This window comes from Thermosipho japonicus, from assembly GCF_014201655.1.
GTDB lineage: Bacteria > Thermotogota > Thermotogae > Thermotogales > Fervidobacteriaceae > Thermosipho > Thermosipho japonicus.
The window spans coordinates 1-22262 of sequence record NZ_JACHEX010000006.1; the positions used below are offsets into that span (position 1 = coordinate 1).

Sequence of the window (22262 nt, forward strand, 5' to 3'; positions counted from 1 at the left end):
TTGCTAAATTTATCACTAATATCAGGTGTAATTTCTCCTGTGTCATCAAAGGTTGTGCCATCGCTTAATATTAGGTATGTCCCTAGATAGCCTTCCTTTTTTAGAGAATTTTTTGCATTCCTAACTCCCCAAGAAATTTGTTTTTTTCCAAGGTCGGTTGTTGAGTTCATCAAATAAGGAGCAAGAGAGCCACCAGTAGCGTATTTGTATAGAGGGTCAATGATAGTTTTAAGGCCAGCTTGAATGTCTTTTGAGATAGAAGTTAAAACAAGGTGATTAATTTTTTGAGCACTTTGTGAGATATTTTTAAAAGAAAGGTAAGAAGATATTGTTACGCTAGTAACAGTTGCAAGAATTGAAACAAGAACAAGCGCAAGTACTAACTTTACTTGTAATTTCATTCAAAACACCTCCAATAGGTTCATTTTACATTATATTATATCATATACTATTTTATCAGTTTTTTAATTGTTTAGAAGTCTTTTTCTTTAGGGAATACGTGCTTGATATACGATTATATTTATTTTTCTTTTCTATTTATGTTTATTTTAAACTTTTTGTTTTTTTAGTAACAAGTTTGTAAGAGGGGATTTTTGGGTTTGAAAATAATCCCCTCGTTTTTGAGGGGATTATTTTTGTCAATATAGATGGCAGGAGACAATGTGATTTTTAACTTTTTTTAGAGGAGGTTCTACTTCTTTGCAAATATCCATTGCATATGGACATCGTGGGTGAAATTTGCAACCTTTTGGAGGGTTAATAGGATTTGGAACTTCACCTTCGGGAATAATTTTTTCCTTTTTTCTTTTTGGATCAGGTTCTGGAACAGCTGAAATTAATGCTTTGGTATATGGATGCAATGGTTCTTTGTAGATTTCTTTAAAATCACCAATTTCTACTATTTTTCCAAGATACATAACACCAATTTTGTTACATATGTATTTTGTTGTTGCAAGGTCGTGGGTGATAAATAGGAAAGTTAAATCAAATTCATTTTTCAGATCTATTAATAATTTTAAGAGCTGAGATCTAACAGAAACATCGAGCATTGCAATTGCCTCATCAGCAACTACAAACTTTGGTCTTAAAATCAAAGCACGTGCTATAACTATTCTTTGCATTTGCCCGCCGGATAATTCGTGAGGATATCTATAGTAAAAATCTTCAGGAGGTGATAAATTTACTCTTTCAAGCATTTTCATTACAAGCATTTTTCTCTCCTGATTGCTACCACCTATATTATGAATTTCAAGACCATGTTTGATTGCATCGCCAACTTTCATATATGGATTCAATGCTGCCATAGGATCTTGAAATATTATTTGCATGTTTTTCCTAAATTTTCTTAATTCTTCTTTTGAAAGTTTGGTAATATCGGTATCTTCAAAAAATATTTTTCCAGAAGTTGGTTCAATTAATCTTAAAATTAACCTCCCTGTGGTAGTTTTACCACTTCCTGACTCTCCAACCAACCCGAATGTCTCGCCTTTTGAAATACTAAAACTAACTCCATCAACAGCTTTTACAAATCTTTGAGGAACTCTCAAAAGAACTTCTCCAACCGTTCGTTTAACTGGAAAATATTTTTTTAGATTTTCGACTTTAATCATTGTTTCACCTCACTATATAACCAGCATTTAACTTTTGATTCATCAACCTCAACTACCGGTGGTTCCTTTAGTTTACAAATTTCTTTTTTGTATGGACATCTATCTACGAATCTACATCCAATTGGTGGATTTGAAAGATCGGGTGGGGAGCCAGGTATGTATTTTAAGTCTAAGTCGTTTATGTTTGTGTTTGGAATACTTTGTAGCAGTAATTTTGTGTAAGGATGCTTTGGCTTATAGTACAGATCTTCACTTCTAGCTTCTTCTACGATATGTCCACCGTACATAACGCAGATTTTATCAGCCATTTCAGCGACAACACCTAGATCGTGTGTGATTAGTATCATTGACATATTGTATTCTTTTCTTAGTTCATTTAGTAGTTTCATAATTTGTGCTTGGACAATAACATCTAATGATGTTGTTGGTTCATCGGCTATTACAAGAATTGGGTTTAAAACCAGTGTAAGAGCAATCATAACTCTTTGTCTCATTCCACCACTGAATTGGAAAGAATATTCTTTCATTCTTTCCGGTTCAATTCCAACCTTTTCGAGAACTTTTGCTGTTCTCTTTCGAGCTTCTTCTTTTGTTATTTCTGGTTCATGTGTCTTTAAAGTTTCATAGAATAATTTTTCTATTTTCATTACAGGATTAAGTGAAGTCATTGGGTCTTGGAAAATCATTCCTATTTTTTTGCCCCTTATTTTCCTCATTTTATATTCGGGAAGATTTATAAGTTCCTGATTTTCTATCTTTACACTACCATCGTAATATGTTGTTGGTGGAAGAATTTTTAATAATCCCTGCCCAAAAGTTGATTTTCCGCATCCCGATTCTCCAACAAGGCCAACGGTTTGACCTTTTTCTATATTTAAACTAATATTGTCTACAGCTTTAACAAAACCTTTTTTTGTTTTGTAGTAAATTTTCAAGTTTTTTGCTTCAAAAAACACAAGATCACCTTCTTTCCCTTATAGTAGGATTTAATAATTCATTTAATCCTTCACTAAACATGGAAAAGCCAAGAACAACTGTTATAATAGCTATTCCGGGGAATAGAAGGCCCCACCAAGCCCTACTTAAAACGAATCTTTGACCATTACTTAGATCGAATCCCCAGTCAGGGGTAGGAGGCGCGATACCTAAACCTAAGAAAGAAAGCCCTGCTTCAGTCATTATTGCATCTGCAAGGTTCATTGAAAGTACAACCACTATAGATGGTAAAACATTTGGAAAGATATATTTTAAAAGTATTTCACTATTTTTTGCACCTAATGCCCTTGCAGCCTCTACATATAGTTCATTCTTTACTGAGGAAACCTGGTTTCGTATCACTCTAAAGTATGTAGGAGTATACACAACTGCAATTGAAATTGAGATATTTATTATTCCAGGTCCCAGTACTGCAGCTATCGCTATTGCAAGTATCAATCCTGGAAATGAATAAATTGCATCCATTATTAATGTTAATGTTCTATCTAAAGTTCCACCGATAAATCCTGAGATTAATCCGAGAGGAACTCCTATTCCTGCAGCGATTGCAACAGCAATAAAAGCGATCATAAGTGCAATTCTTGCTCCGTATATTACCCTACTTAATATATCTCTTCCAAGATTGTCGGTTCCAAAAACAAATTGGTCATTAGGTGCTGTTAGAGATCTACCAACTCTTTGTGTAGGATCATATGGTGCAATTTGTGGAGAAAATATTGCAAGTATAATGAAAAATATTAAGATCATCGCACCGATGAATGTTAGCCAACCTGTTCCTGTTCCAAACAAATCACTTATAAATTCTCCTATTCTTTCGCTAATAAATTTTTTTCTCACATTATCACCTCTTAATACCTTACTCTAGGATCAACTAAAGCGTTAACAATGTCTATAATAATGCTTATAATCACAACAAAAATAGCAAAAAATATTATTGTACCCTGAATAGCTGGAAAGTCTCTGTACTTTATTTTTAAAACAAGATAACTACCAATTCCAGGCCAAGAAAAAGTTGTTTCAGTTAAGACTGCCCCTGCAAGTAGCAATGCAAATTGCATACCCATAATTGTAAAAATTGGGACAAATGCGTTTCTTACAGCGTGTCCATATAAAATAACTTTTGGTTTTAAGCCCCTTGCTTTTGCTGCTTTTACAAAATCTTTTGAGAGCATTAAGACAGTGTTGTTACGTACCATTCTTAAGAAAATACTCGAAATAACAAGTCCTAAAGTAATACCAGGAAGAAGAAGGTGTTTTAAAACATCCCAAAAAGCTTCCCAGTTCCAATTAAGGATACTGTCTAATAACAATAAACCAGTTTTTATATCCAAACTTACACGTGGAGATAATCTACCACCTACTGGAAGCCATCTTAGATAGATTCCAAATAGCAGTTGAAGCATTAATCCTAGCCAGAAAACTGGTACAGCGTATATAAAGATAGAATAAACTCTTGCAGAAATATCCAAGGTTTTATCTTTTCGCCACGCAGCCTCAGCTCCCCAGAAAATTCCGATAATTAATGCAAAAATAAAAGAGAATATTGTTAATTCCAAAGTAGCTGGGAATCTATCTTTTATTTCGCTCCAGACAGGTCTATTAGTCAAAGTTGAAATTCCAAGATCACCTTTTGCAACATCTTTTAAATAGTCGAAAAATTGAACTACTATAGGTTTGTCAAGACCAAGTTCATGCCTTTTCGCCTCAATTACTTCAAGTGGAGCCTTACCACCAAGAATTGCCAAAACAGGGTCACCAGGAATTATTCTAAGTATAAAAAATATCATTACTAAAAGAATTAAAATCATTGGAAGTGCTAATATTATTCTCGTTATTATGTAGCTTTTTAAGGACACATTATCTCCTCCTTTAAAATATCCCGCCCGCAAGGGGCGGGATATTTCTGTAACTTATAGTATTATTTTCTTTCAAGTATGTAATAGCGGAAGATTTGTGTTGGTTCAAGAACAATTCCATCAATGTAATCATGTGCTTCACAGTCTGCAGAACCTTGCCAGAGAGGAATGTAAGGAGCTTCTGCTGCATGGATATTTTGAACAAGTTTGTATATCATTTCACGTGAGAATTGGTCTGTAGCAGCTCTTGCAGCAGTCATTAAATCTTCTACATTTTTATTTTCGTAAAATGAACCCAAAGATTTTGCACCGTTAATACTTAAGAATGGCCATAAATAATCGTCTGGATCAAGGTAGTCTGGATACCAACCGAGTAAGAAGAGACCCATAGTTCCATTTAAGAAATATTCAACGTAAGTTGACCATTCAGCATATTTTATATTTACTTTTATAACACCTGTTTGTTCTAAAGATTCTTTTAATACTTGTGCAACGTCTGCCTCAGTTGTTCCATAGTGAGATGGAGTATACCAGAGATCTATTACAAGGGGATTGTCCTTAGTATAACCTGCAACCTTTAGAATTTCCACGGCTGCTTTTAGATCTCTTTTTGGGAATACATCTTCATGGCTCCACATTCCAGCTGGAACCATTGAATATAACGGTTTTGCAAGGCCTACAAATATATCATTAACTATAGTTTCTCTATCAACAGCAAGTGCAATGGCCTGTCTTACAAGAGGATTATCAAATGGTTTTTGTTTTACATTGACAACAAGGTATCTTATTTGTGGGCTTGGACCAAGATAAACTTTTATACCAGGTACATTTTTAAGGTCTAATATGTCTCTTGGATCTAGGTGTCTGTATGCTATGTCGACTTCTCCGGTTTCTAGTGCTAATCTTAATTGTTGTGCATTTTCATAGAATTGGATAATAATTTTTGGTGTTTTTGGTTTTGGACCAAAATATTTTGGATTTTCTTCTAATACAAGTCTTACATCTCTGATCCATTCAGTAATTTTGTAAGGACCAGAGGCAGATGGAGCTCCCTCATAGAATTTATCTTTAGGAAATACTTTTGGATTCACTGGAAATGCAACTGTATAACCCAACACGGAAACAAATGCTGAATATTTATTTTTTAAAGTTACTCTGAAAGTAAATTTGTCAACAACTTCTGTTTTTTCAACTGCGTCAGTTAATAAAAATGCAGGATCTCCATTGAGTTTCATTACCCTGTCAAATGAATATTTAAAAACATTTGCATCAATTTGTGTTCCATCTTCAAAATATGCATCTTTTCTTATATGGAATGTATATACAAGTCCATCATCAGAAACATCCCAACTTTCAAATAACCACGGTTTTATGTTTGCTGTTCCAATTTCATAATCTACCGGTCCAGATAAGATATTTTGAAGGATATTACTCGAAAAGTAATCATAACAATTTGCAGGATCAAGCGTTCTTATTTTGTCAGTTGTTCCAACTACAATAACATCTTTCGATGCAAAAGAAAATACAACAAGCAGCAACCCGATGATAATCATGAATTTTTTCATGAAAATCCCCCCTCGTCAAGTTTGGTAATCTTATTTTATCATAAAGTAATATTTAAAATCAAATGTTAACAAATGAAATTTTTTATTAAACTAATGAAAGTAAAAATTTTTAAAAAAGTATTTTTATAAAAATCTTTGTTATTGGATAAAAATGGTCTATATTTGAGTTTTTAAATGCCTAACTTACTATTTTTAAACTAGAGTTTATTGTTTGTTTAAATAAAAGTATGTTATAATTTAATAAAATTGCAATATAAGATAATAATATCAATTGGAGGAAAAATATGAGGCTAAAGTTAGAATTTATTTCGGATGATGACATAATCTTGCCGGTTGGTTTCAACAAGTATATACAAGCATTAATTTATAATTTATTTAGTATAAAATTAAGAAAATTTGTTCATGAAGAAGGATTTAGGGGAAAGAAAAAGTTCTCACTCTTTTGTTTTTCATCTATTTTAGAAAGAGGAAAATTTTTCAAAAATATGAAAGTCTTTAATTTTGGAAAAAAGATAAGTTTTTTTATTTCATCTCCTGTTAATATGCTAATGGAAGATTTAGTTACGAATTTATTCAAAGGTGATGAATTTATGTTAGGTGAAAATAAAATATATTTATCATCAGCTATGGCTGTGATAAAGAACGTTTCTGGAAATAGTATTAAAGTAAAAGCTTTAACGCCAATTGAAGTTCATAGAACATATAAAGAAAGTGGAAAGAATAAGACTAGATATTTTACCCCATTTGAAAGTGAATTTGCAGAGTTAATAAACCTTAATATAAAGAACAAATGGGAAGCATTTTATAAGGAAAGGTTAGATAAAGATATTGAAATAGTTCCACTTTTTGATGATGAAAGATACAAGAGTGTTGTTTATTATGGTTTTGGTGAAAAAAGGTTTGTTATAGAGGGCTGGAAGGGAAGTTATCTATTAAAAGGAGATAAAGAAATTCTTTCTTTTGTATACGATACAGGGCTTGGTAGTAAAAATTCACAAGGATTTGGATTTGTAGAGTAAGGGAGGGATTTAATGTTAAAGCAGATGATAGATTTTTCAAAAAGATTGAGAAATGAAAATTATTATTCTCAAGATGAAAATGTTAATGAAAATATTGTTTTTGTAATTATTCCTATAGAAAGTAAAAAGAACTTTTATTATGTTTTAAAAGATAACTTTTACGACAGGCTTGATTTACTAGAAAGAGCAAAAAAATATGACGATATTGATGATGAATTTAAAATGATTTTAAAGAATGTGCAGTTGTTAACAAAAAAGCTTCCTGGAGATGAAAAAGGGAATAAAAGTATTGGATCAAATAAGGGTACAAATTCCTATAACTTATTTATATTTCAAGGAGTTAAGGGTGATTTATCTGCAAAAATAATGAAGGTTTATAATGAAAAGTTTTTAAAAAAATTTAAAAATGAAGTTGAAGAATCTATTTTAGAAAAGCTTGTATTTACAAAAGAAGAAGCAGATTTACTCTTTGAAAGTGTAAAAGAAGCATCGATAAAATTATTTGAAAAAGATTATCAAAGTATATACGGAAATTTTTATTTTGTGTTTGAATTGGAAGATAAGAAAGTCTATGAAGATTTTTATTTAAATTATTTAAAACAAAAGGTTTTCGTTGGAAAAAGTGCTGAGAAAAAAGAAGGAAAATGTCCAACATGTGGCAAGGAAGGCATTATTTCTATACCAGATGCGTTTAATACGTTGAATGATAAAAAGCCGTTTTTACTTCACCTTGGAAGACCTATTGGATATAACGTTATGATTTGTCAAGATTGTGCACTTGAGCTTATAGACTTTGTTGGAAAGTTTTTAAGTCGTTTTACAATATTTCCTTTGTTTATGGATGAAAAGATTCAACAGATGGAGATAAGATTTTTGAAAAGCGATGATCAGAAAATGGGATTTAGGGAAATTTTAGAGCAAATACATGAGGAATTTGATAAAGAAGATATGCTGCTTGATTTTTATCTAATAATACACAAAGATGATTTTGTGTACGTAGATTATGTGTTTAATTTTAAGTATGACTTTAATGGAAAGAGTATTTTTGAGATAGAAGATAAATTAGATAAACTATTTGATAAACGTTTAAAGAGTAATTATTTTAATCAAGTAAATATTAAGGATAGTTTACTTGCAAAAAACATTCTCAAATATCGAGAAATTATTTTTGATTTTGTATATAGAGCAAAATATGATTCGTTGAATAAAAAAGTAATTGATGATATTTTCTATGACTCACTGAGTTGCTATTTGAAAGGTTTACATAATGAAGAAAAGAGATCTTTAAAGCAAATTAAAAGTGCTTTTGAAAGTTATAAAAGTTTAAATAAAATATTTGGGGGTGATTTCATGGAGAACTTAGAAAATATCGAAATGGAAAAATTGGAAAAAATAGAGAATAACTACCAATACTATTATCTTATTGGAAAATTGACAAGGTATCTTCTTGAACAATCAAAAACATCGGAAAAGACTCACGGTTTAGTAGAACCATTTATTAATGTTAACAATTCAAAGGTTTTACTTGAAAGAGTTTTTGAGCTTTTTAACAAGTACAAACATGCAGTTGATTTTAAAGATGAAAAGTTTGACAAGACTTTCAGGATAATTTTGAACTATTTTAACAGCGGAAAATTACCAGAGCAGGTAACGAAAAATGATAAGTTTTATTTCTTTGAAGGGTATTTTTCAGGGAAAAATTTATAGAGGAGGGATCTGAATGTTTTCAAAAAGATGCTATGGAATATTTATTTTAAAGAGTGAAAATAGCAATTGGAATGCCGATTTTACTAAATATCCAAGAAGACTTCCAGATGAAAATGCAACAATATTTGCAACTGATAAATCTGCTAAATATGCGATAAGGAAATATTTCGTTGATTTAGGAGAAAGGGTTTTTGTTTGGAGAACCTTTAAAGAAAATGGCCAGCCAAAATCTCTTGAGGAGACATATAAATATTGGTTAGAAGTTTTAAAAGATGAAGTGAAAAAGATAAAGATAAAAGTAAAAAATAAAAAAACTAAAAAGGAAAAAGAAGAGGAAGTGGTAGACAAAAAAGACTTTTTTAATAAATTTATAGATGTAAAATTATTTGGAATAACTTTTGCTGTTGGTGATGAGCAAATGTCGATTACAGGTCCTCTTCAAATAAGCTATGGAGTAAATAGATACAACGTTAATGTTCCCTATGTTGTAGATATTGCCTCACCTTTTAGAAACAAAGAAAATGACATGCAAACAACTCTTGGAAATGAGATAAAGAACTTAAAATCTTACTACGTTTATGATTTTGTATTAAATCCAAGAAATTTACCAGAAGGTATGGAGATTAGTGATAATGAAATTGAAAAATTAAAAGATGCATTGAAAAAATTTGCTACTAATTTAAATACAACTTCTAAAATTGGCACAGAAAATGCTTTGCTTTTGTTTGTAACTTTAAAAGAAGGTTCAAAATTAGTTCTTCCAACAATGAAGAATTTAGTTGATATAAGTGAAAGTGAAGTTTTGGATCTTTCAAAAATTTCAGAGTTATTGAATAAGTACAGAGATGAAATAGAAACGGTTGAAGTTTATTACAATGAAAACATCTGCAAGGTTAATGGAATAGGTGAGAGCTGGAGAAAGGGTGATATTTTACTTTGAGGAGGGCTATTCATGAAAGCCTTTTGTTTTGATATAAAAGCCGATATGGGTTTTTTTAAAAAGAACGATTCAAATGCTAGGGTATTTACTACTTACAATTTTATTCATAAACCTGCAGTTTTAGGGATTTTCGGTGCAATTTTAGGATATGGTGGTTACGATAGAGATAAAAAAAATAATAGTATTGAATACTATGAAAAGCTTAAGAACTTTAAGATAGCAATAAAGCCACTGTATAGAAAGCCTTTGAAAAAAACGGTGGTTATATTTAACAATTCATCTGGCCTTGCATCACAAGAACCAGGAGGTGTACTTCAGGCAAAGGAACAAATTATTGTCGAAAGTTTAGGATATACAATTTTTGTCCCCTTTTTTGAAACATTTAGCGAAGATGAAAAAGAAATCTATGAAAAATTAGAATATATGGTTAAAAATAAATATGCAGAATATCCTATATATTTTGGAAAAAATGAATTTTTGGCATATTTTGAAAATTACAAATCACTTAACGTTGAAGAATTAGAAAGAAAAGAAGTAGTTGTTAACTCTCTTGTTAAAATGAAAGATGTTGATTTTTTTGTAAAAACCGATGAGGAAGAATTTGGTTTGTTTGAAGATCATAAAGGAGAGAAAAGTGTAACGATAATTGAGGAATTACCATACGATTTTGATGAAAATTATATGTATGTAAAAGATTTATTCATCTTTACAGATAAAGAGTTGAAAATAAAAAACAACGAAAGTTTTTGGAGGACAAATGATAATGAAGTTATTTACGTTTTCTAAGTCCATAAATGATAAAATGGCTCATAAAAATGATGAAAAATTTGAGACTTTTATTGAACATGTTAGAAAAACAGAATTTTATTTGAAGCAATTAATAGAAAAACATGGTATTGAAGAGATATTAAAAAATTTATTTTATGAGTTTGAAATCAATGATTCATATATTGAAACTGTGTATGAGTTTATTAAATACCATGATATAGGAAAGTTAACTGAAGAATTCCAGAGTGGTTTAAGACTTGGAGATATTTCAATTACTCACAGTGATATAGGATTTTATACAATTTCTTCACTTTTGACAGATAAAGTGTTGTCAGGAAAGTTAAAAGAAAAGGAGTTTGTGTTTTTACTTCTTATTTCAACTGTGGTGTCAAGACACCACAGTTTTTTGTTAGATATTAACGAAAGTATTTATTGGAATGAAGAAAAAGAAAAGTATGTAAGTTATATTCTTGAGTTTTTAGAAACTGATAATGATAAGGATAGAATAATAAACATGACAAAAAGTGTTTTTGGTAAATTAAATATGAAAAAAATGAGAAAGGTCATCAAGATAGAATTTTTCTTGATTTATAAGCTATTGAATTCTTTACTTATTACTTGCGACTATCTTGCAACCATGGAATTTATGAAAGGTGTAAAGTTTATTCCAAAAATAATAGATGATGATTTGAAGAATGAAATTTTGGAGAATATATCCTCGAGAAAAATTAATGGAAATTTTAACCCAACTATAGATGAAAAGATTGATAAGCTTAGGCTAATGAAAAAAGAAGAAATTTTTGACTTAAATACTTTAAGAAGCGTCATAACTGCAAAAATTGAGAAAAAATTTGAAAACAGTAAAAAAGATGTATTTTTTATTGAAGTTCCAACAGGAGGTGGAAAAACAAATATTTCTCTGAGATTGGTTAGAAAGTTGTTGGAAAAAAAGAAAAAGGTGTTTTATGTAATACCTTACGTAAATATAATTGAACAAAGTTTCGATTACTTTTCCAAATTTGTTCCGAGCGAATATATAACAAGATATGATCATAAGTATATTGATATATCAAATGATGAAAACAAAGAAAAAAGTTATACTCAAACATTATTTTTGAATTTCCCATTTGTTTTTACGACTCATGTAGGATTTTTTGATATGTTCTTTAGAAATGGAAAGTCTGATAATTTTAATTTTTATCAAATAGCAAATAGTGTAATTATTTTGGATGAAGTGCAAGCGTACAATCCAAAATTTTGGAATACACTTTCAAATCTTTTTTATTATCTAAGTAAATATCTAAACACAACAATAATTATAATGAGTGCAACGCTTCCTGATTTTACAAAGTTTATTGAAAAAGAAGACTTTGTTGAAAATTTAACACCTGATGTTGTAGATCATAAATTGTTTGAAAGAGCAAATTATGTGTTTTTGGATAAAGATGTTGAAGGAAAAATTTTAGAAGAAGTAAATAAATCAAAAAAGACTTTGGTAGTTGTGAATACGATTAAGGAATCATACAGAATGTATGAGAAATTAAAGAGCAAAATAGATGGAGAGGTATATATTTTAAATTCGACTTTACTTGATCTAAGAAAAAGGGAGTTAATTGAATATATAAAAAAGTATGATAAGGAAAAGCCACTTGTGCTTGTTTCTACACAATCGATTGAAGCGGGTGTTGATCTTGACTTTGATGTAGGGTTTAGAGCATTTTCAATTCTTGATTCTATTATTCAAACCATGGGGCGTGTTAATCGAAATGCAAGGTTAAAAAATGCTAAATTATACTTGTTTGATGATGGAATGTGGAAGAGAATTTACAAAAGTGATGAAAGAGAAAAAATTTTAGAAGATAATTTTTCAAAGTTCAAATCGGGGAACTTAAGTTTAAATGAGTTTTATTCATTAACAATAGAAAAGTTAAGAAGAAGGTTAAATGCATTTACATTAGACTATTTTGATTATTTTAAGGATTTGAAATTCAAATATATAGATAAAGAATTAAAACTAATCGAAGGTGATAATTTTTCGCTTTTTGTACCTCTTGAAATTCCTTTGTACAAATTAAATAGTATAAAGAATTTATTGTTAGAATACAAATTAATATCTGATAAAGATGAAGTTTTACAAGGGGAAAAAGTATGGGATGCTTACATAAATAACGATTTTAATTACGTTGAAAATCACCTGTTTTCAAAAATATTTTCTTTATTTGTCGTTTCGCTTTATAACTATAGAGTTGAAGGAAAAAGCATAAAAGAAATATTAAAAGAAGAGATGAATGGTGAATTTTATTTTGCAAAAGATTTTGAAAGATATTATAGCTATGACTATGGTTTAAACGTTGAAAAATTTTTGGAATTAAAATCTTCTAGGGAGTATGATTTTCTATGATTACTGGAAGTATAATTCAAGCATACCTTATTTGTAAAAGACAAGCTTGGCTTCTTTCACGGCAGTTAGTAGGTGAGCAAGATAGTGATTTTCTTGCGATAGGTAGGCTTATTTCTCAAGAGTCGTATAGCAGGGATAAAAAAGAGATAACTATAAATGGTGGGAAAGTTGATATTATAAGGTTAGAAAATGGTGAGATTAAATTGGTTGAAGTAAAAAAATCATCGAGAATGATTAAAAGTGCTAAATTTCAGCTTTTGTATTATATGTGGAAGGCGAATGTAGATTATGGAGAGATTAGAATTCCAAAAGAAAAGAAAGTTATAGAAGTCCATATGACGGACGATGCTAGAGGGGAATTGTTAAATTTAATGAATGAGATAGAAGATATTATAAATAGAGATAAGGTTCCAAAAGCAGAGAGAAAGAAATATTGTAAAACGTGTTCTTTTGAATATTTTTGTTGGAGTTGATATTTGTGAAGGAAACAATATATATTTTTTCAGCTGGAACGTTAAAAAGAGAAGATAATTCTTTAGTATTTATAACTGAAGAGAATCAAAAAAAGCATATTCCTGTTGAAAATCTAAAGGAAATTTTTGTTTTTGGAGAGGTAAATTTAAATAAAAGGCTTATTGAATTTCTTTCTAAAAAAGAAATCATGATTTCTTTTTTTAATCATTATGGGTTTTACGTTGGAAGTTTTTATCCAAGAGAGCATTATAATTCCGGATTTATGATTTTAAAACAAGCACAGTATTATATAGATAATGAAAAAAGAATCTATATAGCAAAAAAAATTGTAGAAGGTGCTGCAAGAAATAGTTTAAAGATTTTAAGGTATTACAAAAATAGGGGTAGAAAATTAGATAACCATATATCAGAAATAGAAAAAAACGTGGAAAAGATATTTAGAATAGAAGAAATACCTAAGTTGATGCAAGTTGAAGGAAAAATAAAGAAAATTTACTATGAATCTTTTAATGAAATAATAAATTCTAGTGGTTTTAAATTTACAAAGAGAGGAAGAAGGCCACCTATTGATAGGATAAATGCGTTGATAAGTTTTTCAAATTCTTTGATTTATAGCATAGTTTTAAGAGAAATTTATGCAACACACCTTGATCCTAGAATAGGTTATTTACATTCAACAAATTTTAGAAGATTTTCATTAAATTTGGATATTGCAGAGATTTTTAAGCCTATTATTGGTGATAGAACAATTTTTAGTGTTATTAATAAAAATATAATTGGAGTTAAAGACTTTGAAAAAAGCTTAAATAGAGTATTTTTGAACGATAGAGGTAAAAGAAAATTTATTGAAATTTTAGAAAAAAGATTGAATGAGACAGTGAAACTGAGAAAGATAGGAAGAAATGTGAGTTATAGGACGTTGATAAGAATGGAGCTTTATAAATTAGAAAAACATCTTTTAGAGGATGAAGTATATGAGCCTCTAATAATGGAGTGGTGATATGTTTGTTATTCTATACTATGATGTTGGTGTAAAAAGAGTTTCAAAAATGCTTAAAGTGTGTAGAAAATATTTGACGTGGGTTCAGAATTCGGTCTTTGAAGGAGAAATAAGTTATTCAAATCTTGAACGTTTAAAAAGCGAAATAGGAAGGATTATAAAAGATGAGGATTCAGTAGTAATATACGTTTTTAATCAAATGTTGTACAGCAAAAGAGAAGTTTTAGGAAAAGATAAAAAAGAAGAAACAAAATTTTTATAGTTAAATTCAGTCGATGTGTAGTAGTGTAAAAGGTCCTGGAGATCGACTGAAAAAAATCAAAAAAATGTGTAACTTTAAAATATTTTACGTTAATATTGTTTATCATTTATTATGATTTTTTCAAAAAGGTTGCAAAAAGTAATAATATGTAATATAATTATAACGTAATCTATGGTTTGTACCTTACCTTGTAGGAATTGAAATTTCCAATTGTATGTATAAGATCCATCTGATATATCGTTTGTACCTTACCTTGTAGGAATTGAAATGAGCTAATAACAATTCTTTTTGAATATTCCTTTGAGTTTGTAGCTTACCTTGTAGGAATTGAAATTTAGCATCGCTTCGTACAAAACTACCTGCGTGTAAAGTTTGTACCTTACCTTGTAGGAATTGAAATTAAGTTCTGCTGTGGAAGAAAATGGTGTTTTAACTATGTTTGTACCTTACCTTGTAGGAATTGAAACATCATTGGTTGCACCAACCTTTTTGGAAATACAGCAGTTTGTACCTTACCTTGTAGGAATTGAAACAGCCATTTACGTGCTTCCGGTGTTTTATCTTTAATCGTTTGTACCTTACCTTGTAGGAATTGAAACAAATATTGCTCTAAAAACTCAATACTTAACTTTTCAAGTTTGTACCTTACCTTGTAGGAATTGAAACATGGCTTATGCAACTGTCATATGTGATGGAAAATACAGTTTGTACCTTACCTTGTAGGAATTGAAACAAGTCTTCAAAAGACAATACCTTTTCTTCAAGCATTGTTTGTACCTTACCTTGTAGGAATTGAAACATTCACCTTTACCTTCCAAAGAAGGTACTTGATACCTGTTTGTACCTTACCTTGTAGGAATTGAAACTAAATATCTAACGATTAACGGTAAGAGCAGTCGTATGTTTGTACCTTACCTTGTAGGAATTGAAACTTTAGGTAGTTTATGGATTGTAATATGTCGTTTATCGTTTGTACCTTACCTTGTAGGAATTGAAACTTTAATGGGATTTCTGTAATGTTTTGAGACTGCCCAGTTTGTACCTTACCTTGTAGGAATTGAAACTTAAATTCTTTACTGATTATCAAACATTTGAAAAATTGTTTGTACCTTACCTTGTAGGAATTGAAACCTGTTTTTACTAACGAACCTCCACTACTTCCTACATCGTTTGTACCTTACCTTGTAGGAATTGAAACTCACTTATACCTAACATCTTTAATACCATCATATTCATAGTTTGTACCTTACCTTGTAGGAATTGAAACGTTATTTCAGGGCTCCTCCAACCATACTTCTCATAGTTTGTACCTTACCTTGTAGGAATTGAAACCAAAACGACTGTGATGTTCTGTAATATCTAAGCTTGTTTGTACCTTACCTTGTAGGAATTGATACAAGAAAAATTGGTAAAAAATAATGGCTCCACAAGGAGCCATTATTCTTAGTTTTATTATTTAATTTTCTTTAAACTTCCAGATTTCCTTCTATTATAATCTTTGCTTTCCCACCTATGAAGACTTTTTCATTTTCAATTTTTCCAAATATTTCCGATTTCCTGTTCATTGATTCACCTTGAATAATTTTGTGTACTTTTTTTTCATCAATTATGTTATTTTTGTATAGATAGTATAACAATGCACCATTTGCTGTACCAGTTGCTGCTTCTTCATTTATTCCATATAATGGTGCAAAATCTCTTGTGTTTGCAAGCGCTTCCCTTTCATCTAAAGTAAATAAGTGAAAACTTACAATGTTGTTTTCTTTTGTGAACTCTTTTATTTTTTCAAGATTTGGTTTTAATTTAAGTAATGTTTCTTTCTTTTTTATTGGAATAAGTAGATCCCATAGTCCAGTATACGAAGCTTGTGGTTTAAAACGTTCATCTAAATCTTCAAAGTTTATGCCTAATATTTCTGTTATTGCATCTTTATCATAAACTTTTCCAAGCTCAGGTTTTGCTTGCTCCATCAAAACTAAGTCATTTTCTATTAAAATACTTAGTTTTCCAACGTTTGTATGTAGATTGTATTTATTGTTTGAAAAAACTAAGTTTTTTTCTTTGAGAACATAAAAAGTTGCAATTGTTGCATGGCCACAAAGATCAATTTCCGAAACAGGTGTAAAATATTCTATTTTAAAGTCATTTTTAGATATCTTTTTAATAAAAGCTGTTTCAGAAAATTTAACTTCACTTGCAATAAGCTGCTTTATATTTTTTGGAATATCTTTTTCTAAAATAACAACACCTGCAGGGTTGCCTTTGAAAGGTTCACTAGTAAAAGCATCTACTATGTAAAAGTTCATTTTGCAATTACCTCTTCTACCTCATTGTATGAAGGTTCTTTACCAGGATCATCTGAAACCCAAGAATATATTATTTTTCCTTCTTCATCAATTATATAGACCGCTCTTTTTGAAACTGTGTAATTTTTGATTCCTACAAAATTTTCGTGTACTCCTCCATATTTTCTTGAAACTATGCCACCAAAATCAGAAAGTAGATCAAAATTTAGTCTGTTTTTTTCGGCAAACGCTTTGTTTGCAAAAGGTGAATCTACACTGATACCAAAAACTTTTGCATTTAAATTATTGAATTTTGCCATCATATCCCTAAAAGAACACAGTTCTTTTTCACACACACTTGTAAATGCCCCAGGATAGAAAACTAAGACTATTTTTTGCCCTATTAATGATGAAAGTTTAACCTTTTCAAGTTTTGTGTTTACAAGTTCAAAATCAATATACATACTACCTTTTTCTAACATAATCTCACCCCTTAATTAGTTATGCCTAACTGAACAATTAAATTATAACATATTTAAAAAAATAACAAAATCTTAAAATTATTTATGATATACTCGAGTGATATAATATATTCTAGAAAGGAGAGTGAAAAAGTGGATTTGACTAATGTAAAAAAGATAGCTCTTGTTGGAGCAACTACTAACAAAGAAAAATTTGGAAATATAATTTTGAGGGATTTAACAAAAAAGGGGTTTGAAATTGTTCCTGTTACTCCAAGGTATGAAGAAATAGAAGGAATAAAGACGGTAAACTCAGTTAAAGAACTTTCCAAGGATATTGATTTAATAGTTTTTGTTGTTCCTCCATCAGTTGGGATAGAAGTTACAAAAGAGGCAGTAAGTGAAGGATTTAAAAATCTATGGTATCAGCCAGGTGCTTATTCTCAAGAAATTGATGAGTATTTAAAAAGTGTTGGTATTGAAGCTGTGCATGATATATGTATTATGGTAGAAACAAATAGGAGGTGATTATATGAATTACATGGAAGAATACAAAGCGTGGCTTGAAAGCCCTTATATTGATGAGGAGACAAAAAAAGAACTTTTATCTATTAAAGATAATGAAGAAGAAATAAAAGAAAGATTCTTTAAATATCTTGAATTTGGTACAGCAGGTCTTCGTGGGAAGATAGGAGCAGGTACAAATAGAATGAATAAGTACATTGTTGCAAAAGCAACTCAAGGTCTTGCACAATTTATTCTCGAAAATAGCGATCCAAAAATGGGAGTAGTTATTGCATACGATGTTAGACACTTTTCTAAGGAATTTGCAAAGATTGCCAGTGAAGTGTTAGCCGGAAATGGAATTAATGTGTATATCTTCGATGATATAAGACCCACACCTATGCTTTCTTTTGCAGTAAGGCATTTAAAGGCTACTGCAGGTATTGTGATAACTGCAAGTCACAATCCACCAGAATATAATGGATACAAAGTTTATTGGAAAGAAGGTTCTCAAATTTTAGATGATGTTGCAATTCCTGTACAAGAAAACATCAAGAAAATAAAGGATTTTGGAGAAATTAAATATCTTGACTTTGATGAAGGTGTAAAAAAAGGAATCATTAAGGTAATTGGAAAAGAAGTTGATGAAGTATACTATGAAAAAGTCTTATCCCTTGCTTTAAATGATGATATTGATAAAAATATAAACATTGTATACACTCCTTTGAATGGAACGGGGAATATTCATGTTAGACATGTATTAAAGGAAAGAGGTTTTAATAATGTTTATGTAGTTAAAGAGCAAGAACTTCCAGATCCAGACTTTAAGACGGTTGGTTATCCAAATCCAGAGGATATAAAGGCGTTTAAACTTGCACTTGAACTTGCAAGAGAAAAAGATGCTGACATTGTTCTTGCAACCGATCCTGATTGTGATAGACTTGCCGTTATGGTAAAGCACAATGGTGAGTATGTTGCATTAAATGGCAATCAAACAGGTGCTGTTTTAATTAATTATTTGCTTTCTCAAAGGAGCAAGAAAGGATTACTAAAGGAAAAGAGTATGATTATAAAGTCTATAGTTACTGGAAATTTGGGTAAGAATGTTGCAGAAAAATATGGTGTTTTAACCTTTGAGACGTTAACTGGTTTTAAAAATATTTGTGGACTTGAAAACAAACTTGAAAAAGAAGGATACCAATTTGAATTTGGATATGAAGAAAGTATAGGATTTGTTACAGGAAATTTTGTTAGGGATAAAGATGGAGTTATCTCCGCTATGATGCTTTCAGAAGCTGCTGGTTATTACAAAAAACAAGGTAAAACTCTTGTAGACGTCTTAAATGATTTATATAGAGAATACGGTTATTATCTTGAAAACAACTTTTCTCTAATATATGAAGGGATAGAAGGTATGGAAAAGATAAAGAGGATCATGGAATATTATAGAAACAACTTCCCAAAAAAGATAGGAGATTTAAATTTAGAAAAGTATATTGACTATCTTGACGGAAATGTTTACAACGTAGATGGTGGAAAGATCGGAGAAGTAAATAAGGATCATATTCCATCATCCAATGTTTTAAGATTTTTCTTTGAAGATGGTAGCTGGTATGCAGTAAGGCCATCGGGAACCGAACCAAAATTAAAGGTGTATATTTATTCTTTTGCAACTGATAGAGAAGAATCAGAAAGAAAATTAAAACTAATAGAGGAAACGTTTAGAAATATTGTTGATAATATATAGCGAAAAATTTTAATATGTAAAAAACACCCCCAACTCATTTTTATATTGGGGGTGTTTTTTATATGTTTCAATTGAACTAATTAATTTTTACTTGATTTACCGCTGTTTTTTTGATGTGGTATAAGTAATTTTCCATTTAATGTTCCTATTAAGGATCGGACAAATGTACTAACCCATATTAATGTTAATATTGATGCCAGAAATATAGCGTACCAATATATCAGTTTTATTTTCGTGTACATGTAAACATTTAAAGTTGACATTGTGTATGCAGAAAGTGGGAAGATAAAGGCCCACCAGGAAAGTGAAAACGGTATTCCACCTCTTCTTATGTAGTTTAACGTTACAATGATGGTTAATAGGAATGCCCACAATCCAAATCCCCATAGTATTATTGATAAAAGTTTAAGTGTGGCTCCTGATGAAATAAGTCCTAATTTTTTGGAAATATCTGCTATTCCTGATAAGGTAACCTGACCAATTCCAATAGGTCCCAAGATAATCCAAAAAGTAGGTGTAGTTGCAGCATGTGGCATGGAATGATTTATAAATCTATTTAGTATTATACTGCTTAAAATAATAAAGAGTATCATTCCTATTCCATAAAAGGAAATATCTATTATATTTATCAGCTTTGCAAATTCTATGTTTGTTTTTAGATAAAAATTTGCTAAGATATTTCCTAAGAGTGGAACTGCAACGCTTGCCACTGGAGTTATATACCATGAATAATTTGTAAGTTCCGGGCCAATGTTTTCTGAAAGCATCATATTGTAGGTCACAAATACTCCAAAAATTAGTGAGAGTGCAACAGAAAAAATCCAAAAGAATATTCCAAATCCTAAAATTATTGACATACTAATGAATTCTTTTCCGATTATAAAAAAGTTTGTTCCAAGAATTAGACCACCTATTGGCATAGTAACAAAGAAATTGGACATAACTGGATGTTTTAAATCTTCTATAACTTTATCAAAAGCAAGAATCCATCTAAGAATCCAAGGAATCAAGAGAAAGAAAAAGAGAAAAATATTGAGAAAAAATAAACTAATTGCGAATGATTTTAAAAAGTGCATTTTGGAACTTAACATGTAAAATACATTTGCAAGTCCACCTGTTCCCATAACAGATGCATACCATGCTGGTGAAAAATATTTAATAATCTCGCTGAACTTGACCTTTTTCTTCATTTTTGTACCTCCTTTTCGTAATTTTTAATAAAGTTCTTCGATATAACATTATATATTAATATGATAATATTTTCAATAATTTTGATAAAGTTTATCGATTATTAACAAATTCAACATTGTACTTTCAAAAATAGGTGGTAAACTTTGTAGAGACACAAGAGTATATTGATATTATTATATACCTAGGTCAAGAGGTGATAAAATGAGCTTAAAAGCCATTTTAGTACTTATTTTAGTGTCGATAGCATATCTCTACATAATATTTGGTAAAAAAAATAAGTCTGTTGTAGTTTTTAGTATTGCATTGCTAATTTCTGCTTTTAGACTTGTTGATGGGATGGTTACAGAAAACTTCAGTCACATAGTGGACTTAGATACGTTAGGCCTTCTGACAGGAATGATGATAATAGTTGCTTTTCTCAACAAGTCAGGATTTTTTGAATTTTTTTCGATAAAGATTATAAAGATTGGTGGAAAGAAATTTTATTTAACAGTTACTTTGTTGATGATTATTGTTGCTCTAACTTCGGCATTTTTGGATAATGTGGTAACAATATTAGTTATGGCTCCAATGATATTCTTAATTTCGGACATGCTTGAAATGGATCCTATACCTTTGATAATGCTAACAATTCTTATGGATAACATTGGAGGTTCTGCAACATTAATCGGAAGTCCTTTGAATCTTGTTATAGGTTCTATAAGTGGTTTATCATTTAATGACTTTTTGATAAAAATGGGGCCGGTAGCGATTTTGGCTTTTATTGGAGTTTTGTTTTATTTTAAGAGGCATGTGAAAGTAAATGAAAAGATGTTGAAAAATATAGAAAAACTTTTTGAGCTTGATGAAAATAAAAGTATAACAGATAAAAAGATGATGGTGTTTTCTTTAATAGATTTTGTGATTGTAATAGTTTTATTTATTTTACACTCTCTTTTAAATGTAGAATTAGCTGTAATTGCTTTGCTTGGTGGTTCATTTTTGATCTTTAAATTTGCAAATGGATATGAAGATGTAGGCAAAGAAATTGATTGGGACATGCTGTTTTTCTTTGCAGGATTATATATGACATCATATGCGCTTGAAGAGATAGGATTTACAGAGAAAATAGCTTCAATGTTTAATCCTATTATTAACCATCATATATTAGTATTATTTGTTTTTTATATAATTTCAATTTTAACTGTCCCAATTCTTAACAATGTTCCAACTGCACTGATCCTTGCCCCTGTTATTAGAATATTAGTTTCAAGAGGAGTTTCACCAGTTTTGTGGTGGACTTTTGCCGTTGGTGCAAACTTTGCAACGAGTTTAACCCCCCTGGGTGCGGTTCAAAATATAGTGGCTGTGAATTTTTTGGAGAAAAATTTAGGAAGGAAATTTGGATTTTTTGAATACTTTAGGTGGAAAATAGTACCTGTATTAATAACATTATTCATAGGTGCTTTGTACATAATGTATCTATTGTTATTCTAA

At 30.1% G+C, this 22262-nt stretch carries 19 protein-coding genes, 1 pseudogene and 1 CRISPR repeat array; of the genes and pseudogenes, 11 read left to right on the forward strand and 9 right to left on the reverse strand.

Annotated elements, in window-relative coordinates:
* The 6 genes and pseudogenes from HNP65_RS08935 to HNP65_RS08960 all read right to left on the reverse strand — a co-directional run.
* Window positions 1–401, reverse strand: a pseudogene (locus tag HNP65_RS08935) (methyl-accepting chemotaxis protein); the annotation flags it as partial.
* A gap of 237 nt (window positions 402–638) precedes the next feature.
* Window positions 639–1610, reverse strand: a complete 972-nt coding sequence (locus HNP65_RS08940; RefSeq protein ID WP_184619910.1) for an ABC transporter ATP-binding protein — start codon at window positions 1608–1610, stop codon at window positions 639–641.
* Complete coding sequence (locus HNP65_RS08945) at window positions 1607–2566, reverse strand: oligopeptide/dipeptide ABC transporter ATP-binding protein (RefSeq protein ID WP_184619911.1); 960 nt, start codon at window positions 2564–2566, stop codon at window positions 1607–1609. Before HNP65_RS08945 ends, HNP65_RS08940 begins: the two co-directional genes overlap by 4 nt.
* Window positions 2567–2570: 4 nt before the next feature.
* The gene (locus HNP65_RS08950) at window positions 2571–3443 is read right to left on the reverse strand and encodes an ABC transporter permease subunit (RefSeq protein ID WP_184619912.1); all 873 of its coding nucleotides are present in this window, start codon (window positions 3441–3443) and stop codon (window positions 2571–2573) included.
* 11 nt (window positions 3444–3454) lie between these two features.
* Entirely contained in the window at window positions 3455–4462 is a 1008-nt protein-coding gene (locus HNP65_RS08955; RefSeq protein WP_184619913.1) for an ABC transporter permease subunit, read from the reverse strand.
* A gap of 62 nt (window positions 4463–4524) precedes the next feature.
* Window positions 4525–6027, reverse strand: a complete 1503-nt coding sequence (locus tag HNP65_RS08960; RefSeq protein ID WP_184619914.1) for an ABC transporter substrate-binding protein — start codon at window positions 6025–6027, stop codon at window positions 4525–4527.
* A 284-nt stretch (window positions 6028–6311) separates the two neighbouring features.
* Here HNP65_RS08960 and cas6 point away from each other — a divergent pair, with 284 nt between their 5' ends.
* Genes cas6 through cas2 form a run of 8 tightly spaced genes read left to right on the forward strand, consistent with a single transcriptional unit; the run spans window position 6312 to window position 14598 of the window.
* Window positions 6312–7046: a CRISPR-associated endoribonuclease Cas6 gene (gene cas6 / locus HNP65_RS08965; protein ID WP_184619915.1), complete on the forward strand. Its 735-nt coding sequence runs from the start codon at window positions 6312–6314 to the stop codon at window positions 7044–7046.
* 12 nt (window positions 7047–7058) lie between these two features.
* Window positions 7059–8753 carry a hypothetical protein gene (locus HNP65_RS08970; protein ID WP_184619916.1) on the forward strand — a complete coding sequence of 565 codons (1695 nt, stop codon included), beginning with the start codon at window positions 7059–7061 and terminating at the stop codon, window positions 8751–8753.
* 13 nt (window positions 8754–8766) lie between these two features.
* Window positions 8767–9693, forward strand: coding sequence for a type I CRISPR-associated protein Cas7 (locus HNP65_RS08975; RefSeq protein WP_184619917.1), 927 nt, complete (start codon window positions 8767–8769; stop codon window positions 9691–9693).
* A 12-nt stretch (window positions 9694–9705) separates the two neighbouring features.
* Window positions 9706–10479: a CRISPR-associated protein Cas5 gene (gene cas5 / locus HNP65_RS08980; RefSeq protein WP_184619918.1), complete on the forward strand. Its 774-nt coding sequence runs from the start codon at window positions 9706–9708 to the stop codon at window positions 10477–10479.
* On the forward strand, window positions 10457–12862 hold the full coding sequence (gene cas3 / locus HNP65_RS08985) for a CRISPR-associated helicase Cas3' (protein ID WP_184619919.1): 2406 nt from the start codon (window positions 10457–10459) through the stop codon (window positions 12860–12862). The genes cas5 and cas3 overlap by 23 nt, the downstream gene beginning before the upstream one ends.
* A complete protein-coding gene (gene cas4 / locus HNP65_RS08990) occupies window positions 12859–13335 on the forward strand; it encodes a CRISPR-associated protein Cas4 (protein WP_184619920.1) in 477 nt (158 codons plus the stop codon). The genes cas3 and cas4 overlap by 4 nt, the downstream gene beginning before the upstream one ends.
* Before the next feature lie 5 nt (window positions 13336–13340).
* Window positions 13341–14336, forward strand: a complete 996-nt coding sequence (gene cas1b / locus HNP65_RS08995) for a type I-B CRISPR-associated endonuclease Cas1b (RefSeq protein ID WP_184619921.1) — start codon at window positions 13341–13343, stop codon at window positions 14334–14336.
* Window position 14337: 1 nt separating this feature from the next.
* Entirely contained in the window at window positions 14338–14598 is a 261-nt protein-coding gene (gene cas2 / locus HNP65_RS09000) for a CRISPR-associated endonuclease Cas2 (protein WP_184619922.1), read from the forward strand.
* 174 nt (window positions 14599–14772) lie between these two features.
* A CRISPR array of direct repeats spans window positions 14773–15996; the repeat unit is 31 nt; unit sequence GTTTGTACCTTACCTTGTAGGAATTGAAACA.
* 68 nt (window positions 15997–16064) lie between these two features.
* On the opposite strand, the gene HNP65_RS09005 is transcribed toward cas2, so the two are convergent.
* Together HNP65_RS09005 and HNP65_RS09010 are read right to left on the reverse strand one after the other, a co-directional pair.
* Complete coding sequence (locus HNP65_RS09005) at window positions 16065–16904, reverse strand: PhzF family phenazine biosynthesis protein (protein WP_184619923.1); 840 nt, start codon at window positions 16902–16904, stop codon at window positions 16065–16067.
* Window positions 16901–17365 (reverse strand): peroxiredoxin, encoded by a 465-nt coding sequence (locus tag HNP65_RS09010; protein ID WP_184619924.1) that lies wholly within the window; start codon window positions 17363–17365, stop codon window positions 16901–16903. Before HNP65_RS09010 ends, HNP65_RS09005 begins: the two co-directional genes overlap by 4 nt.
* Window positions 17366–17497: 132 nt before the next feature.
* Between HNP65_RS09010 and HNP65_RS09015 the strand changes: the two genes are divergently transcribed.
* Both HNP65_RS09015 and HNP65_RS09020 read left to right on the forward strand, forming a co-directional pair.
* Window positions 17498–17872: a CoA-binding protein gene (locus HNP65_RS09015; RefSeq protein ID WP_184619925.1), complete on the forward strand. Its 375-nt coding sequence runs from the start codon at window positions 17498–17500 to the stop codon at window positions 17870–17872.
* Window positions 17873–17876: 4 nt separating this feature from the next.
* On the forward strand, window positions 17877–19595 hold the full coding sequence (locus tag HNP65_RS09020; RefSeq protein ID WP_184619926.1) for a phospho-sugar mutase: 1719 nt from the start codon (window positions 17877–17879) through the stop codon (window positions 19593–19595).
* 80 nt (window positions 19596–19675) lie between these two features.
* Here HNP65_RS09020 and HNP65_RS09025 read toward each other — a convergent pair whose 3' ends face one another.
* Entirely contained in the window at window positions 19676–20785 is a 1110-nt protein-coding gene (locus tag HNP65_RS09025; protein ID WP_184619927.1) for a TDT family transporter, read from the reverse strand.
* A gap of 202 nt (window positions 20786–20987) precedes the next feature.
* Between HNP65_RS09025 and HNP65_RS09030 the strand changes: the two genes are divergently transcribed.
* Window positions 20988–22262 (forward strand): ArsB/NhaD family transporter, encoded by a 1275-nt coding sequence (locus HNP65_RS09030; RefSeq protein WP_184619928.1) that lies wholly within the window; start codon window positions 20988–20990, stop codon window positions 22260–22262.

Coding starts and splice junctions, on each gene's coding strand:
- HNP65_RS08940 (WP_184619910.1), bottom strand. CDS start 1,610: ATGATTAAAGTCGAAAATCTAAAAAAATATTTTCCAGTTAAACGAACG.
- HNP65_RS08960 (WP_184619914.1), bottom strand. CDS start 6,027: ATGAAAAAATTCATGATTATCATCGGGTTGCTGCTTGTTGTATTTTCT.
- cas6 (WP_184619915.1), top strand. CDS start 6,312: ATGAGGCTAAAGTTAGAATTTATTTCGGATGATGACATAATCTTGCCG.
- HNP65_RS08970 (WP_184619916.1), top strand. CDS start 7,059: ATGTTAAAGCAGATGATAGATTTTTCAAAAAGATTGAGAAATGAAAAT.
- HNP65_RS08975 (WP_184619917.1), top strand. CDS start 8,767: ATGTTTTCAAAAAGATGCTATGGAATATTTATTTTAAAGAGTGAAAAT.
- cas5 (WP_184619918.1), top strand. CDS start 9,706: ATGAAAGCCTTTTGTTTTGATATAAAAGCCGATATGGGTTTTTTTAAA.
- cas3 (WP_184619919.1), top strand. CDS start 10,457: ATGAAGTTATTTACGTTTTCTAAGTCCATAAATGATAAAATGGCTCAT.
- cas4 (WP_184619920.1), top strand. CDS start 12,859: ATGATTACTGGAAGTATAATTCAAGCATACCTTATTTGTAAAAGACAA.
- cas2 (WP_184619922.1), top strand. CDS start 14,338: ATGTTTGTTATTCTATACTATGATGTTGGTGTAAAAAGAGTTTCAAAA.
- HNP65_RS09005 (WP_184619923.1), bottom strand. CDS start 16,904: ATGAACTTTTACATAGTAGATGCTTTTACTAGTGAACCTTTCAAAGGC.
- HNP65_RS09010 (WP_184619924.1), bottom strand. CDS start 17,365: ATGTTAGAAAAAGGTAGTATGTATATTGATTTTGAACTTGTAAACACA.
- HNP65_RS09020 (WP_184619926.1), top strand. CDS start 17,877: ATGAATTACATGGAAGAATACAAAGCGTGGCTTGAAAGCCCTTATATT.
- HNP65_RS09025 (WP_184619927.1), bottom strand. CDS start 20,785: ATGAAGAAAAAGGTCAAGTTCAGCGAGATTATTAAATATTTTTCACCA.
- HNP65_RS09030 (WP_184619928.1), top strand. CDS start 20,988: ATGAGCTTAAAAGCCATTTTAGTACTTATTTTAGTGTCGATAGCATAT.